The 15898-nt window shown below is 60.0% G+C and carries 13 protein-coding genes and 2 pseudogenes; 7 read left to right on the top strand and 8 right to left on the bottom strand.

Annotated features, from left to right (window positions below):
• Positions 1-160 precede the first annotated feature (160 nt).
• Positions 161-1414, top strand: a pseudogene (locus tag IVB01_RS23230) (ISL3 family transposase); the annotation flags it as partial.
• On the opposite strand, the gene IVB01_RS23225 reads toward IVB01_RS23230, so the two are convergent.
• Positions 1347-1889, bottom strand: a complete 543-nt coding sequence (locus IVB01_RS23225) for a hypothetical protein (protein ID WP_247494912.1) — start codon at positions 1887-1889, stop codon at positions 1347-1349. The pseudogene IVB01_RS23230 and the gene IVB01_RS23225 sit on opposite strands and share 68 nt — an antisense overlap.
• Positions 1890-2244: 355 nt before the next feature.
• Positions 2245-2478 carry a hypothetical protein gene (locus tag IVB01_RS23220; protein ID WP_247494911.1) on the bottom strand — a complete coding sequence of 78 codons (234 nt, stop codon included), beginning with the start codon at positions 2476-2478 and terminating at the stop codon, positions 2245-2247.
• Between the two features lie 1055 nt (positions 2479-3533).
• Between IVB01_RS23220 and IVB01_RS23215 the strand changes: the two genes are divergently transcribed.
• A complete protein-coding gene (locus IVB01_RS23215; protein ID WP_247494910.1) occupies positions 3534-5396 on the top strand; it encodes a reverse transcriptase domain-containing protein in 1863 nt (620 codons plus the stop codon).
• Between the two features lie 372 nt (positions 5397-5768).
• Here IVB01_RS23215 and IVB01_RS23210 read toward each other — a convergent pair.
• The 3 genes and pseudogenes from IVB01_RS23210 to IVB01_RS23200 all read right to left on the bottom strand — a co-directional run.
• Positions 5769-6038, bottom strand: a pseudogene (locus tag IVB01_RS23210) (IS110 family transposase); the annotation flags it as partial.
• Positions 6039-6274: 236 nt separating this feature from the next.
• Positions 6275-6457 (bottom strand): hypothetical protein, encoded by a 183-nt coding sequence (locus tag IVB01_RS23205; RefSeq protein ID WP_247494909.1) that lies wholly within the window; start codon positions 6455-6457, stop codon positions 6275-6277.
• A gap of 92 nt (positions 6458-6549) precedes the next feature.
• A complete protein-coding gene (locus IVB01_RS23200) occupies positions 6550-8085 on the bottom strand; it encodes an IS66 family transposase (RefSeq protein WP_247494913.1) in 1536 nt (511 codons plus the stop codon).
• 587 nt (positions 8086-8672) lie between these two features.
• On the opposite strand from IVB01_RS23200, the gene IVB01_RS23195 reads away from it, so the two are divergent.
• The gene (locus IVB01_RS23195; RefSeq protein WP_247335180.1) at positions 8673-10739 is read left to right on the top strand and encodes a recombinase family protein; all 2067 of its coding nucleotides are present in this window, start codon (positions 8673-8675) and stop codon (positions 10737-10739) included.
• Between the two features lie 5 nt (positions 10740-10744).
• Here IVB01_RS23195 and tnpB read toward each other — a convergent pair whose 3' ends face one another.
• On the bottom strand, positions 10745-11050 hold the full coding sequence (tnpB, locus tag IVB01_RS23190) for an IS66 family insertion sequence element accessory protein TnpB (RefSeq protein WP_247335177.1): 306 nt from the start codon (positions 11048-11050) through the stop codon (positions 10745-10747).
• Positions 11047-11442, bottom strand: a complete 396-nt coding sequence (locus tag IVB01_RS23185) for a transposase (RefSeq protein WP_229172567.1) — start codon at positions 11440-11442, stop codon at positions 11047-11049. The genes tnpB and IVB01_RS23185 overlap by 4 nt, the downstream gene beginning before the upstream one ends.
• Positions 11443-11521: 79 nt before the next feature.
• Here IVB01_RS23185 and IVB01_RS35740 point away from each other — a divergent pair, with 79 nt between their 5' ends.
• From IVB01_RS35740 to IVB01_RS23165, 4 genes are all read left to right on the top strand, one after another.
• Positions 11522-12028 carry an HK97 family phage prohead protease gene (locus IVB01_RS35740; RefSeq protein ID WP_346658378.1) on the top strand — a complete coding sequence of 169 codons (507 nt, stop codon included), beginning with the start codon at positions 11522-11524 and terminating at the stop codon, positions 12026-12028.
• 75 nt (positions 12029-12103) lie between these two features.
• Positions 12104-12442, top strand: coding sequence for a hypothetical protein (locus IVB01_RS23175; RefSeq protein WP_247335173.1), 339 nt, complete (start codon positions 12104-12106; stop codon positions 12440-12442).
• 16 nt (positions 12443-12458) lie between these two features.
• Positions 12459-12656: a hypothetical protein gene (locus tag IVB01_RS23170; protein ID WP_247335172.1), complete on the top strand. Its 198-nt coding sequence runs from the start codon at positions 12459-12461 to the stop codon at positions 12654-12656.
• Between the two features lie 331 nt (positions 12657-12987).
• Positions 12988-14331 carry a hypothetical protein gene (locus tag IVB01_RS23165; protein WP_247335170.1) on the top strand — a complete coding sequence of 448 codons (1344 nt, stop codon included), beginning with the start codon at positions 12988-12990 and terminating at the stop codon, positions 14329-14331.
• A 1128-nt stretch (positions 14332-15459) separates the two neighbouring features.
• Here IVB01_RS23165 and IVB01_RS23160 read toward each other — a convergent pair.
• Positions 15460-15898: IS3 family transposase (locus IVB01_RS23160; protein WP_247472773.1), on the bottom strand; the 439-nt coding region annotated here is incomplete at its 5' end.

Here is a 15898-nt window from a genome sequence, read left to right as displayed (position 1 = left end):
CGGCTCGGCGGTTATCTCGCCCGCGCCAGCGATCCGCCACCCGGCAATACCGTCATGTGGCGCGGGCTGTCACGCCTCACCGACATAGCGCTAGGTGTCGTGGTCGGAGGAGAATTTGTGGGTAATTGAAAGCTTCGCCGAAGGGGTACTGGCTCCCTCGGCGCGACGCACGGCGAGGCTGGACTCTATCGTCCATCACCTCGGTCGGGCGCTTGGCGGTCGACCGGCAGCAGACTTCGCAAGACGGCTGGTGCTGCCAGTGAGCAAAGACACGCTCCTACGCGTGGTCCGACGCCGTAGCCGTCCGCTGGCTGACCCGCTCAAGGTTATCGGCATTGATGATTGGGCGTGGCGGCGCAATCACCGGTACGCCAGCATCATCTGCAACCTGGAAAGGCGCCGGATCGTCACGCTGTTGCCGGATCGGGAGCCCGCAACCGCCCAGGCCTGGCTGGCCGCTCATCCCACGATCGCGATCGTCGCCCGTGACCGTGGTGGGGGCTATGGCCAAGCTGCGGCAAAGGCTTTGCCGCACGCGGTACAGGTCGCGGATCGCTGGCACCTGATGGAGAACGCCACTCGGGCCTTCCTCGATGCGGTCCGCAAATCGATGCGACAGATACGTACTGTCATCGGTGCGACCACGATCGATCCCAAGCTGCTAACAGCCGCCGAACGCCTCCAGTATGAGGGTTATCTGCGCCGCGAGGAGGCCAATGCGGCCATCCTGGCTCTGTCGAAGAACGGCATACCTATCAAGCAGATCGTGCGCCAAACTGGCCATAGCAGGAAGCTGGTACGGCAGGTGATCCGCGGCGAACGTAATGATGTCTTCCGGACCCGGCAGAGTTCGCTCGATCAGCACCTGCCGTGGCTCGACGATCAGTGGGCAGCTGGCTGCCGAAACGGCGCTGAACTCTGGCGTCACCTAACGGCGCGTGGCTTCCGAGGCTCGCTCCGCGTCATCAGCGAATGGGCGACGCGCAGACGACGGGCTGAAAAGGCCGACGCACAGAACCTTCAGCGGATTCCGTCGGCCAGAACGATCGCGCGCCTCATGACAATCGGGCGGGATTTGCTCACGAAAGCGGAGACCATCACGGTGGCGGCGATCGAAGCTGGCGTACCGAACCTGGTCGAGGCGCGCGAAATTATCGCCGAATTCCACTTGATGATCCGGCGCAAGGCCGAGGCGGGCCTCACCCTGTGGATCGACCGGGCTCGCGCCAGTCTTGTCGCCTCGTTCGCGAGCGGCGTCGTGAAGGATGAAGCGGCGGTTCGAGCGGCAATCACGTCGCCCTGGTTGAACGGACAAACCGAAGGACAGATCACTCGCCTCAAGCTCGTCAGACGTCAAATGTACGGTCGCGGCAAAATCGATTTGCTGCAGGCCAGACTGATAGGTGCTGAATGAGTAAGCTGCACCAAAATTGCGTCAGAGCCCCTTTTGGATGCCGATAGGGGGTCCCAGTCGAACGCCGATTGACAGCGCTGGCGTCGTCGTAGATCTCTTCGCGGATCACGCGCAGCGTCACCTCGTGCAGATACACTTGCAGCGCACCCTCCAGCTCGGTGAACTCCGGCAACAGCACTCGATCGACGAAGCCTCGTGATGCACGGACCATCACCGTGTTGCGTCGCTGCCGGCGATAACGAAACGGCCGCAGCCCATATCGGCGGCAAAGCGCCAGAAAAAGGTGCCGAGACCATTGGTCGGGAAGTGAGAATTGCTGTTCGATCGGTGGATCGTGGCGAGCGAGTTCCTCGACCCGAGCCCGCACCCGCTGCAGCGCGGCTTCCGCCGCAAAGCGCTCACCAGCAGTTCCGGCACCTGCGAACAACGCCTCGATCTTCCGAAGCTTCTCGCGCAGATGCGACTCGCTGGTCATTCTGATCCCCGTTGCCCGCTCCGAACCGGGGGTCACCCCATCACCGCGCGCCGGCGGCGTCAATCATCCCGACCGCGCTATCCAGAGCATTCCGCGCAAGTCAAGCCCGGGCACCGGTGATCCTATCGTGACGCTCACCCTGTATCGAGCAGCTGCGGATCGGGTCTCACCAGCTTCGTGGTGCTCACGCCTGTATTCGGGTCAACGGCCATTCGGTAGTCTCGTTTAGCAGCTCTCGCAGGCGCTCGATGCGAGCGAACCGGAATGGATGGACGGTTTGATCATCGGGCCAGGCCCCTCGGATCGAATGCGAACAATCGGATGATGAGAACGACGAGCGGGCGACGGGTGACGTTCATGAGTCGAGCTGTCGGTTCTCCGCCGAATGCCAGTCCGCGCCGTGGAGGCGAATCATCTCCCGACGGGAACGCCGGATGAAGATGCGCTCAACGCAAAAGCCGGCTGTCACTGAAGCCGCCAGCGCAAGGCCACAGACCATATAGTCATTCATGAAATTCCAAAACATGTTGCAGCCGGCAACTCCTACAAAGGTAAGTGCCATGACCGTATTGCGAAATGCCTTAACCATGTTGCCCCCCAGTCAGTGGGAACTTTACCATTGCAACCATGACGATTAGCAGCGTTTGACCCTTCTTAGGCGCCGTCTTTCTGCTCGATCAGCTTGGGTCCGCCGCGCTGTCGACGCCCGTGGGTTCCCCATTGGTCGGCGCAGCTCATCGATCGAGCCCGGCGTCGGCGTGATCCACCTGGGCGCGTCGCTCCATGCCCGCCTCTATCGCTTCCAGCCTGGCCTATTCCGGGTGGCGACAGCACAAGCGAGAACCGGCGTTCCTCACTGGCACAAAAGCTTGTCGAGTTTCGGATCGCTCTTCCCGCTTAAGAAGGCACCCGAACGAAGGGCAGTGATAGCGACGCCGGCATGAAATGACGGCGGGACCGAGGGCGAGTGCCTCCGGCGAGCGACTCATGATCGAGCGAGGGATCGAAGCCGCACGGCGTGCGCCGTTGAGGCGTGGAGAAGAAGGGAGTGTTCGAAAGAATGGAGCCTGCTGGTTATGGCTCTTACTTGCCCGGCTTACCGGTGTCGGAAACGACTGAAACTCCGAAAGGAGAACGGGACCAAAGCATGCCGGGAAACGTCTCGAAATCGGGCGCCGCAGCCCGGTGGAGAGCACAGAGTAAGGTGTGCATGGTGAAAGCTGTATTGCCTGAATCCCAGTTTCCAGTTGCCAAAGGGCTGGCCGTAGCGAACGCGGCTGACACGCTATGCCACGCGGGGCAGACCGCACCGGCCAGTGCGATCTGCCACCAGTCCGCGTGGGACGACCACCATCGGTGGGTCAAGGAGACGAATGGGACACCTAAACACACCGCAACTTCCTGCACACGCAACTACGGGATCGCCTGCAGCAGGCTCTTTCGAGGACCTGTATGGCGACGGAGCCGTCATAGTACCCAAACGCCCGGCGTAATGGCCAGGACAGCCGCCGCGAGGTGGACGATCATGCGTATAAGGCCGGGTGACCGGACCGAAAGCGCCTCCGATCGGGGGAAGGACGATGCCGCCAACAACGGCATTTGCAGTATGCGTAGAAGAGATTCTTCGACGGAGAGGTTCTGCTGATGCAGGCCGCTACCATCCAGAGAAGAATTGAATCACTGCCGACTTTGTCGCGGTCGGGTAAGCGCGTAAATGGCCTTCACCGCCTGATGAGATCTCCGCATCTCTTCGAGTGGGCCTACGAAAAGGTCTCCCGCAACAAGGGAGCCCTGACGCCGGGTGTAGATGGTAAGACCTTCGACGGCATGTCGCTGGCGAAGCTCGCCGATGTCGCCAGGCGCGTAGCAGACGGCACTTATCGCTTCCGGCCAGTCCAGCGGGTCTATATCCCAAAGGACAACGGCAAAACACGACCGCTGGGTATCCCAACGGTGGAAGACCGGCTCGTTCAGGAGGCGGTCAGGATTCTGCTCGAAGCGATCTACGAACCTGTGTTCCTCGATGAGTCGCATGGGTTCCGCCCGAGACGATCCTGTCATACCGCACTCAAGTCCATCAAGAAGACCTGGACGGGCTGCAAGTGGTTGGTCGAAGTGGATGTGCGTGGGTTCTTCGACAACATCGACCATGACATTCTGCTTGGGCTTCTAAAGAAGCGGATCGATGACGATAGGTTCATCGCTCTGATCGAAGGAATGCTCAAGGCAGGTTACATGGAAGATTGGGTCTACGGACGCACTTACAGTGGCACGCCACAGGGCGGGATTGTCTCGCCCCTGCTCGCCAACATCTATCTGCACGAGCTGGACCAGCACATGCAGACGATGAAGACGGGCTTCGACAAAGGCCGCGACCGACGTCCATTCCCGCGCTATGCGGCGCTGGAACGGCGCGTCCTCAGTCTCCGCCGGAAAATTGAACGGCTCCGCGCCGACGGCGCGGATCGGGCCGAGATCGACGCTGCAGTCGCGGAGATCAAAGCCATCAACAAGGAGAGACGGAAAGTGCCCTCCGTCGATCCGATGGACCCTAACTTCAAGAGGCTCCGCTACTGCCGCTACGCCGACGACTTCCTCATCGGCGTAATCGGGAGCAAGCGGGAAGCGTGTGAGATCATGGATTGTGTCGAACAATTCCTGACGCAGACATTGAAGCTCACGGTGTCGCCCGAGAAAAGTGGGGTCTATGCCGCTTCAAAGGGAGTGACCTTCCTCAGTTATCGCATCTCGACATACACATCCTACGGGGCTGGACGCAAATCCAACCGCACGGGACCGGACGGACGGACATGGCGCGTGGTACGCCGGCCGACCACCGGGAATGTCAGCCTGCGAGTGCCGCGGAAGGAGGTTACCGCGTTCTGCAAGCGACACGGCTATGGCGATCTCGCCAGAAAAACTGGCCGTCCTCGCGAGCAGTTCCTGGCCACCAGCGATGTCGCAACCGTCCTCGCCTATAACTCAGAGTTCCGTGGTTTTGCGAACTACCATTCGTTTGCTGATGACTTCAAGGGCGCCTTTGGACTGTTGGAGCTTGTTGTGTTCCGCAGCCTTGTGAAGACGCTGGCGATGCGACATCGAACGACGAGAGCGAGAACCATGGCACGTCTGTGGAAGGGTACGGACTACGAGGTCAGCTCCGTGGTCCGTGGTAAGCTTCGCAGCATCAAGCTGTGGAGACTGAAGCATCTGACCCAAACCTACTGGACGAGTCCCGTTGTCGACAACGTCACGGCAGGTGCGTGGTGGGTCAAAAGCCCAAATGATCTGGTCGATCGGCTCAACGCTCGCAGATGCGAAGCGTGCGGCGATACGAGGGGACGATTTGAGATGCATCACCTCCGCCGCGTAGGAGACCTGCAAAGCGGATCGCTGACGGCTTGGAAACGGTCCGGTTGGCGACGCAAGACCATCGTCCTGTGTCCGTCATGCCGTGTAACCGTGTCCGGTCGAGAGCATGCGCGTATGGAAAGCCGTGTGCATTGAAAAGTGCCCGCACGGTTTGGGGGGAGGCGTAGGGACATCCTCGTCGAGGTGTCCCGCGCCTACCCTACCGAGACGCTACGCGGCTCGATTCATATGTGGGCGGAACCGACTTGCAAGAATTGGCTCTGGCAGCATGCTCGGATCGCTTGCGCTCATATGTCCGGCCTGTTTTCGGGTCTTGCCACCACCGCCCAAGATGGGCTTCGCGGACAGTGAGATTCAAACACGAGAGCGGCATTTTCTGCCGGTAAACCGAGCGGAGCATTTCACTGACCGGCTTGCGCCGAACGTACCACCTCTTCCCGTCCTGCAAGTTCCGCCCCCAGCGTCAGACCTGCCGGTCTGGCGCCAAGCTCTGCATTTCGTTCAAGTCTATGTCGGCATCGGTATGAAGCTGCTTGCAGGCCGGTATCGCTCGCCGCCGACTATCAGTTTCCAGGCGATCCGCGCCAGCTTATTTGCCAACGCTATGGCCACCAGCTTCGGCGGCTTGCGTGCGATAATATCTTTCAGCCAGGGCCAAAAGCGACTTTCCCGTCGGCGCATATCTGCGATCACAGCCGTCGCGCCAGCCACCAAGACGGTTCGCAACATTCCGTCGCCGGCGAGTGTAATCACCCCGAGCCGGTTCTTTCCGGCCGTGAGCATAGCGACCCGAAGGGGCACGCGGGTCCGAGTGCAGCGACGAGACCGGTTCAAGAGTGGCACCCGGGAAGATCGCCGATAGGCGACCCCTTTTCCCGCCCCGGCGAGGAGCTCCGCATTCTTCGCGCGAGGGATCAACGCCGCATGGCTGAGACGCTAAAGCGGCTCGGTTCACGCGAGCCCGATGCGGCGGCGCCGCACGCGCAAGCGGAAGAACCCGCTCGTCGGAAGACCTAGATTTCCTCGCGCGCATTGGTCTGCGCGTCATAGATCCTGATCTGAAGCATGTGAAGACGCTTCTTGAGTTCCTCTGCACCAGCCCTGGCGCCGTCTCGGGTCGTAAATTCACACTTCAGTTGACCGTCCACCTCAAGCGCATAAGCAGAGGCGGGCGATTGTCCTGTGGCTGCAACCATCTTATTCCCATAGTACGTTGGTAGGACGATTGGGAATGATGGGTAGTACGCATCCGGCCAGCACCCCGGGCATGCGCGCCGGTCTGCCGCGCTCAGGCAGCAGTCGCTTTAGACTGATGGGTCGCCTTCCAATTCCACGGGAGCAGGTCGACAACTCGGTTGACGGGGTGATCTGGAAGCCTGGCTAACACGTCGGCGAGCCAGGCTTGTGGATCAACGTCGTTCATCTTGCAGGTTTCGATCAGGGTATAGACGGCGGCGGCACGATTGGCGCCAGCATCTGAACCGGCGAAGGTCCAATTTCGTCTTCCGACAGCCACACCGCGTAACGCTCGTTCGGCAGCATTGTTCGAGAGGCAGACGCGGCCATCGTCCAGGAAGCGGGTGAACGCCGCCCAGCGGTTGAGCAGGTAGTTGATCGCCTTTGCAGCATCATTGCCTGATGAGAGCAAGGTTCGCTGCTGGCGCATCCAGATTTCGAGATCGGCGACGATCGGCCTCGACTGATCACGACGTACCGCAAGCCGCTGTTCCGGCGTTTTGCCGTTGATGGTGCGCTCGATCTCGAACAGGATATCGATGCGTCGCACGGCCTCGCTGGCAATCGGCGCCTCTCCAGATTTCGCCAGATCAAAGAACTTTCTGCGGCCGTGGCTCCAACAGGCCGCTTCAAGGATCGGAGCCGGCCTTCTACGGGCCTTGTAGAGCTGGTTATATCCATCAAAGGCGTCGGCCTGCATGAGGCCCACATAGCCGGCAAGATGGCTTTGCGGATGTTCTCCAGCCCGATTGCGTGAGTAGTAGAACAGGGCCGCCGGCGGATCCGTGCCACCAAACGGCCGGTCATCGCGAACATAGGTCCAGATCCGGCCGGTAACCGTCTTAAGCTTGGCCAGCACCGGCACCGTCGTATCGTCGGCGTGGATGCGTTCCGCACTCATGACGTGGATCCGGATGGCCTCAATGATGGGATCGAGTGCGACCACGCAGGCGCCGACCCGATCCGCCAGGGTCGAGACGTCGATCTCGACCCCTTCGCGGGCATACGTCTTGCTCTGCCGGTTCAACGGCTGATGTAGCAGGAACTTGTTGACCAGCACCATCGCCAGCAGGTTCGGCCCAGCAAAGCCTCGCGGGATCGGATGGGAGGGCGCCGGCGCCTCTGTGATCGCCTCGCAATCTCGGCAGGAGAACTTTTCGCGGACACGCTCGATGATCTTCCAGCGCCGCGGCTCACATTCCAGGGTCTTCGAGACCACCTCGCCGAGCTTGTGTAGCCGCTCGCTGCCGCACTTACCACATGCGCAAGGCGCGGGTTCGACGACGCGCTCGACCGGCAGATGGTCCGGCAACGGACGTCGCGGCGGCCGTGGATTTTGCGCGCGCTTCTCCTTGGCGACCCCTGGCGCGGCGAGTTCAGCCTTGGTTTCCTGTTCGGCCTGCGTCTCTTCGAGATCCTCGATGGCAAGCTCGAGCTGTTCGACCAGCAGCTTGCCGCGTTCGGAGGATTGCCCGAACTGTTCGCGCCGTGCCTTGGCCAGCATCAGCTTCAGCCGCTCGATTTCCAGTCGACCGACGGTCACTTCGCTCTTCGCCAGCGCCAGTTGTTCGCGCTGCGCAAGGATCATTGCGTGCGCAGCGGCAAGGTCGGCGGGAAGCGGATCGGAAGGCGTTGTCACGAGGGCAAATCAATCATATTCGCCGCTAAAATTCGCGACCGATCTCCCTCGTGAGTCAATAAGCCACAGCTTAACCGGAAGCCTGCGGACGCCAGGTTGCCTGCGGCATTCGCCAGTCAATTCCGGACAGGAGGGCATCGGGAGATACCCATAAGAGTGACGATGACGTGGCCACCTCCGAAGAGGTGGAAGTCGTTGATCCGCGTCATCCGCTTTATGGCCGGCGCTATCGATTAATCTCGATCGGCAAGGAGACGACAACACGCGGAGCGTGCAAGGAGCTCTTTGCGCGTGTACATTACCGATTCGGTCTCACGCTTCTTCTGCCGCTCGGGGCGACGAATCTTGAGCGGAACGGCTTGCCGCGCGCCGCGCCAACCAAGCTGAGCCTCGACGCGCTGCAGGACTTAATCGCGTTGGCCGAAGAGAGCGGGGGCACATGCCCATCGAACCTCGAGAGGTCTGGCGCAGTCTGCCGGAAGCGCTCCGGCAGGCGATCGCAGAGGATCTCGGCCAAGTCCTGCGGGAGATGAGCGATGGGCTCGGAACTCGTCAAGCCGGATCACCTGGACCGCAAAGCAGTGGTGTATGTGCGGCAGTCGACGCCACACCAAGTGATCACCAATCAAGAAAGCCTAAAGCTTCAGTACGCCCTCTCGCAGCGTGCTCGCGAGCTCGGATGGCACGAGGCGGACATCGATGTGATTGACAGCGATCTTGGGCAGAGCGGCGCTGGCGCAGCGCACCGGAAAGGCTTCAAGGACTTGGTCGCCCGCGTCACTCTTGGTGAGGTTGGCCTTATCCTATCGATGGACGTGACGCGCCTGGCGCGGAATTGTTCGGATTGGTACCCGCTACTTGATGTCTGCGGGCACCGTCATTGTTTGATCGCCGACCGGGATGGCGTCTATGATCCTGGGACACCCAATGGCCGCCTGCTGCTCGGCCTGAAAGGTACGATCTCAGAGCTGGAATTGCACACGATCAGAAGCCGGATGACCACTGGGCGTATGGCAAAAGCCGAACGCGGTGACTTGGTCGTGCAGTTGCCGGCGGGCCTTGTCCGCGACCCTTCAGGGGTGGTCACCAAGGATCCCAATCTCGAGGTGCAGGGGCGCCTGTCGCTGCTCTTCGAGACCTTCCTGAAAGTACGGACGGCCGCGCAAGCGATGCGGGCCTTTGTTGGCCGCGGCTTGGCACTGCCTCGCCTCGACCGCCATGGCGATCTGCGCTGGCAGCCTGCGACGGTGTCGGCCGTGACGGCGATCCTGAAGAATCCGGCCTATGCAGGCGCCTTTGTCTATGGAAGGACTTGGCAGAAGCCGTCCAAAATACCGGGAGAGCGTCCACAAAAGTCTCCGCGTCGTGGAACGGACTGGAGGACCGTGGTGAGGGAAAAGTACCCGGCCTATATCGACTGGGAAACCTTCGAGAAGATCCAGGCGATGCTGCGCGACAATCGTGCGGAATACCAGCACATCAAGAGCCGCGGAATCCCGCGCGACGGGGCAGCCCTGCTTCACGGCATCACCTATTGCGGCGAATGCGGACACAAGATGGCCGTGCGCTACAAGGGCGGCAGTCAATATGTCTGCAATCATCTGAAAATCCAGCGTGGCGCACCGGAATGTCAGAACCTGCGCGCCGCACCGATCGACGCACAGGTTGCGGCGGCATTCTTGGAAGCTGTGGCACCGGCGGAAATCGATGCGTTGTCCAAAGCGCGCAAGACCCATCTGCAGTCCGAAAGAGCCCTGCGGCACGCTGAAGAGCAGCAGGTTGAGAGGCTTCGCTATCAGGCAGCCCTCGCCGAGCGCCAGTTCAATCGCGCCGATCCCGATAACCGGCTCGTGACAGGCGAACTGGAACGACGGTGGGAAGCCGCTCTATCGGAGCTGCGCCGAGCCGAGGAGGCATTAGCCCAGCGCACGATGCACAAGTCCAATGAACCCTTGGGCGTTCCTCACGATCTGCGTGCCAAGGTAATCGCCCTTGGAAATCGTCTTCCGGCGCTATGGGGCAACCCCGCAACCCGCAGGGACCACCGCAAGGCGCTCTTGCGCTGTCTGATCGAGAAGGTGGTGATGCGCCGCTGTGCTCGGGACAAGGCTGAGGTGCGCATTGTGTGGCGCGGCGGCGCGACCACTGAGCTTGTAGTGACCCTACCTGTGAATGCTGTGGCTGCGCTGCCGCGTCACAAGGAGATGATAGAACGCATATGCGCATTGGCGCGGGATGGCGCCTACGACGATGAGATCGCGCGCATTCTGACGCAGGAAGGACATCACTCGCCATGGGAGGCTGACAAAGTTCTGCCGATCACGGTCCGGCGCATTCGTCTCAAACACCGCCTCAAGGTGCGGCATCGAACACGGTGGTCAGCGGTGGCCGACCATTTGTCAGTAACCCAACTAGCACAACGCCTCAGGATACCCGTCAAATGGATTTATGTTCAGCTCAAGCGAGGGAGCATCCTGACCACCCGAGAGGCTTCGGGCCGCTTCCTCTTTCCTGACAACACAAACGCGTTGCAGGCCATTCGCAGCTTGAGAAATCATCGTATCGCGCAGATTGATCTGAGGGAGGATCACCGTGAAAAGTAGGGGCATCAACAACAGCCCTCAAGGAGATAGGATAGTTGCGCAACGCTGATTGTCACAACGCCGTCCGCCAGCGATGGCCACAAGAAGCGGCCGCGCTCCAACCGCTTCGTGAACAGACATGCGCCCTGGCCATCATGCCAAATGATCTTGATCAGGTCGCCGCGGCGGCCCCTAAAAACGTAAAGATCACCAGCGTGCGGATCACGCTTCAAGCTCTCCTGAACCAGACGCGCAAGGCTCGGGAAGCCTCGGCGCATATCGGTATGGCCGGTCGCAAGCCACACCCGCACATTACCCGGTATGGCGATCATCGGCGCTCAAGCACCTCGAGGACCCGCGCCAGCGCCTCCGGGTCGACGTGCGCATCCACCCGGATGCGTCGCCGGTTGCCAAGATCAATCTCGATCAATCCAGTACGCGCGGACGCTACGGAGCGCACCCGGCCGTCACCCGCAGGCAAAAGCTTCGGAGTTTCCTCCACCTCCGTAGCGACGATCTGCACCGGCGCAAAAGATGGTACAACCTGCTCTGATGTCCGTGCTTGTCGACGCCAGGTAAACACTAGGCTGGCCGCGACTCCGTTGCGGCGCGCAACCTCAGTCACCTTCGCGCCCGGCACCAACGTCTCTTCGACAATCCGCGCCTTGTCGTCCTGCGACCAGCGCCGCCGCCGCTCCAGCCCGCCCAAAACCTCGACCCGCATCGCCTGATGACCTTAAAGCTAGACTTAAGGTCACACGCTTCGCGAATTACCTCGCGTCACGCAAGACGGCGCCCGTCGGATGCGTACGATGGGTACCGTGAGTCGCCCAAAGCACGCCAGGGCCATTTGCCTAACGGCAGGTAGCAGCCATCGCGCGCTGTGGACTTCGATGAGACGAACAGGGTGCCGGCGCGCGGAGCGACGGGCCGCGGCTCTTCGCACAATCATCTGCCCCGGGGCGGGTAAGGCCGCTGGCCAAGATCACCAGCCGGGAGCGACGATGGTACAACGACTCCGGAGATCCCGGTGTCGACGGCGGCGCCGTCGAGATTGGGGCGGGTACGAACTTATGAGGATGGGCGCTCTATCGGGCATGTCAATCGGCTACCGCGCGACTTCTTGGGTCATTCACGGCAAGAATCATCCTGCAAGGCGCACCTTGAAGGCGGTGAAATTGTTTGAGGTGTCGATTGTTAGCGACCCTAGCAACGGTCTTGCCCGTGTCGACGCTGTGAAGTCTCACGACGACGAAGGCACCCGCTTTAGCCGCGCCCTTGCTGAACTGGCTGCGGCGGTCCGCGCGTAACTACCTCAACGCCGCGCCGCACAACGTCCCGGCCATTGTACTGGGACGAACGGCGGCGCGCACCTAGGGAAACATATGGAAAAATCGGACTGCATTAATTCAATCATCAGAAAAGCGAACCGGACCATACCGTGGCGGGCGTCGATCGAAAAGAAATGGCCTGACGCTCGCAATTTCACTGCGGCTTGTACACTTCAGAAGATCGTGGACGAGGCGCGCGACTTATCCGACGCTGACTGGCAGCGGCTTCGGCCATATTTCGTTGATGACTCTTTCGAATCAGCTTGGAATATCGCGTTGACAGCGGCGTGCCGGAACGTCGGTTACAAGGGGCATGTCACCGATATCGAGTCGTTCGTTCGCCACCTTATTAGGTTGCTTCGCGACCCGCAGACGTTCGCGATGGCGGCCTAGGAGGGAGGAGAACGGCATGATTTCGATGGGAGAGCCAATCTACGGTTTCGTTACCAAGGGCGATGGGAAAGCGCTGAAGGCGCAAATTGTCGGTGTGGACGTTGCCGAGAACCGGATGGTGATTTTGTACGAAGATGGCAACGAAATGCACCTCGCAGATGACGTGCCGTTCTACACGCAGCGCTTCGCTGCAGAGTGCGCGACAGTTGAATGATTTAGGCCGCAATGCAGCGCGCGGCGCAAAGATGAAAAGAATTTGGTTTATGGTTGACATACAGGAAGGCGTCACGAAGTGAATGCCGCAGAAGTAGATAAGGTTATTGCTGGTGTCGAGGGGCATAAGATTGCGCAAGGGATCATCGCGAATTGGAATCCCGGTGACGTGCTTCATGGAATGCACGCAGCGAACCAGTTGGGCGTTCTAGCTAAGTCAGAAAAGCTGTCTCGCGAAACGTGCTGGTCTGTCTTTCAGGCGGGATTTTCAACTCGCAAGCTCACACGAGCAAGCGGCGCTCCTTCAGGAGAGTTTCAATCGCGCGTTTGATATGTACGACCGTGAAGACGCGTTGGCGATATTCTGCATGGAGCACGCGAACGATAACCAGCCGCAAAGTAAGTTCTGTGTGCCGCGCGGTAACACTGATCCTTTTGAAATTTCGCATCAAGGTGGGTTGCTTCAGAAGATTACAGAATGGATTCTCGATACGGCGAGGGTACCGGTTCGAGAATTCGCGACGATATCCACGCTGGCTTTCTTGGGTGCGTTGTTTGGGCGTCGCTACGTCACTCCGACCGGATTGGGGCTGAACGTCTATATGGTTGGTGTGGCCGGTCCAAGCTTCGGTAAGGACCACGCGCGCGGTGCAATTGAGATGTTGGCTGACGATTGCGGCATGCCATGGCTGATCGGGCCGGGTGACGTGACGAGCGACAGCGCAATTGAGAAGGCGGTTCGGCGTGCACCCGTGCATGTCATGCCTATGGACGAATTTGGCGCGCTTCTTCAGGGGGTAACGGGTAGCCAAGCAACATCTTGGAATCGAACGGTCCGGAAGAGTTTCTTGGAGCTATACAGCCGGTCGACGAAGCGTTGGACGGGGAAAGAGAAGGCCGACGACAAGAAGGACTCTAGTCCGATTTTTTTCCCAACGGTCTCATTGCTCGGCTTCTCAACGCCTACTGATTTCTACACTGGCATAACGGAACAGAGCTTCAACGACGGCTTCATTGCGCGACTGACGATTATTGACGTCAAGAACGCGCCACAACGAAAGAGAGGGCGGCCGGTGCTGGTAACTCCGCGCGAATTGGTCGAAGCGGTGCAGGCGGCTTACATGCTGGCGCCGCTGAACGAATTGCAACGTGTTGCCGTAATGAGCGGCGGGCAGAAGCCAAAGATGCATGTATGCGACTGGGGCGAGGGGGCTGAAGATCGATGGCTTGAAATCGAGAATTGGCAGTTGGAATGCCTCGATAGATACCCCGACAAAGAGGGTATCTTAGGCCGGGCGGCGGAGCAGACCCAGAAGTTTGCGACCTTGCGGGCCGTGTCCCGTAATCCGGCAGCGCCGGTGGTAGAAATCGGAGACGTCGAATGGAGCTACGCAATCGTACAGAGGTCGCTCGACACCATCGAAGATGGCGCGGCCAAGTACATGGTTGGCAGTGAGTCCGAGGCGCTGCGAAATGCCATCCTGCGGGCCATCGAGAAGGCCGGGAGCAAGGGTATCGCCTATTCAGACCTGACACGCGCCAAGGGCGTTAAGGCGGCTAGGCCGTACGAGCTTGAAGCGTCGTTGAAGTGGTTGGAAGAGGGCGAGCAGATGCGCGCGACGCGGAGGCCGGGCGCAAGGGGGCGAGCGGGGACACGGTACTTCCTCTCGTCGTAAAACTCGTCGGAATCGACGTCTCGTCGGAAAAAAATGTGCGCGACGGCAGCCCATGTTTGGGTTGTCGTCGTAACGACGTCGGAATTTTTTCCGACGACGAATACTCTTGTTATTTTCAAATGTATAGGGACCAAAAAAGAGTTCTCGTCGTAATTTTTTGGCCCCATAAAAACCCTGAAACCTATCTGTTCGGGGGAATGCGCTGTCTAGTCGCTCCAGCCGGTGCGCCCACGGTCGGTAGCGGCTGACCTGGGGCACGATCTAGCGGTTGATGCGGCCGGGCGAGGCCCATCGTATAGGGCGGCGCGTCACTGCTCGCAGTCCGCACATTGACTCTTTCCATGGTGACTGCAGACGCGATCACGATGACCGTGACCAAGGCGGCCGCAAACAGAACTAAGGCTGTCCGATGCTGGTCCATCATTGAACCTCCCCGAACCGGCGCTAATGGACCGTCCCCAACGCGTTAGTGAGGCCGTAGGTTCATTTAGACGGTGTTCGGTAAGGGTGTGCTGCCGGATAGCGCGCCACAGACCAGCAGGCAGACCCCGGCCTAGATAGCTAAGTCTAGACAGGCACTCCCGCATTCGAGCCTTAGTGGCTTCAGCCACGGCTGCAACCTGCTATCCTAGGTCGGCTCCATCGATCCCGATTTCAGTGAGCAGACCTGCCCTATCGGACCTGGGAAATCGGCCTCGCAACTAAGCACCGACGGTAACGATCCTCAGTTCAAAGAAGGGATGACTTAGATGCCCGGGTACTTGCAGAAGGCGATCAAGAATCCACTCTTCGCAACTGGATGCGCCGTACTAGGCGCCTGCGCTGGGTTGCTATTCTTGGGTGAAGGCGCTCGTCCAGGTGGCTTCCTGCTCAAGCACAGCACAGATACGGTGTTTCCGCCTGCTTTCAGAGACTTTGTGGGCTCGGCCTCGCTACCTCTGCCTAACCTGCTCTGGATATGGACCTCCGCTACTATCGTTTTGATCTTGGTCGGTCTCGGTGTTCTTGGTTCGAACCTCCGTAGCATGAATCGAAACCTTCAGCTTGAACTGAAGGTGAAGCGCAGTTTTCTTGAGCTTGCGAGCGATATTGATCTTGTGAGCTGCTGCCGGTTTGATGGACACCAGGTTAAGCTAATCCCACCTTGCGCTCGAACTCAACCGGGCTGAGATACCCGATGGTCGAGTGCCTGCGGATCGTGTTGTAAAATCTTTCGATATAGTCGAACACATCGGCTCGTGCCTCGTCTCTGGTTCGGTAGATCTTGTTGGCGGTCCGTTCGGTCTTGAGCGACGAGAAGAAGCTCTCCATCGCTGCGTTGTCCCAGACGTTGCCGGAACGGCTCATGCTGCAGAGAATGCCGTGGTCGGCCATCAAGCGCTGGAACTGCTCGCTGGTGTACTGACTGCCCTGGTCGGAGTGGTGCAACAGGGCGTCCGGCTTGCCGCGTCGCCAGACGGCCATCAGCAGGGCATCGGTTACCAACTGAGCTGTCATGGCGGCGCTCATCGACCAACCCACCACCCGGCGTGAGAACAGGTCGATCACCGCTGCGACGTAGAGCCAG

This window comes from Bradyrhizobium sp. 164, from assembly GCF_023073715.1.
GTDB lineage: Bacteria > Pseudomonadota > Alphaproteobacteria > Rhizobiales > Xanthobacteraceae > Bradyrhizobium.
This window is presented reverse-complemented; position numbering and strand designations above follow the sequence as displayed.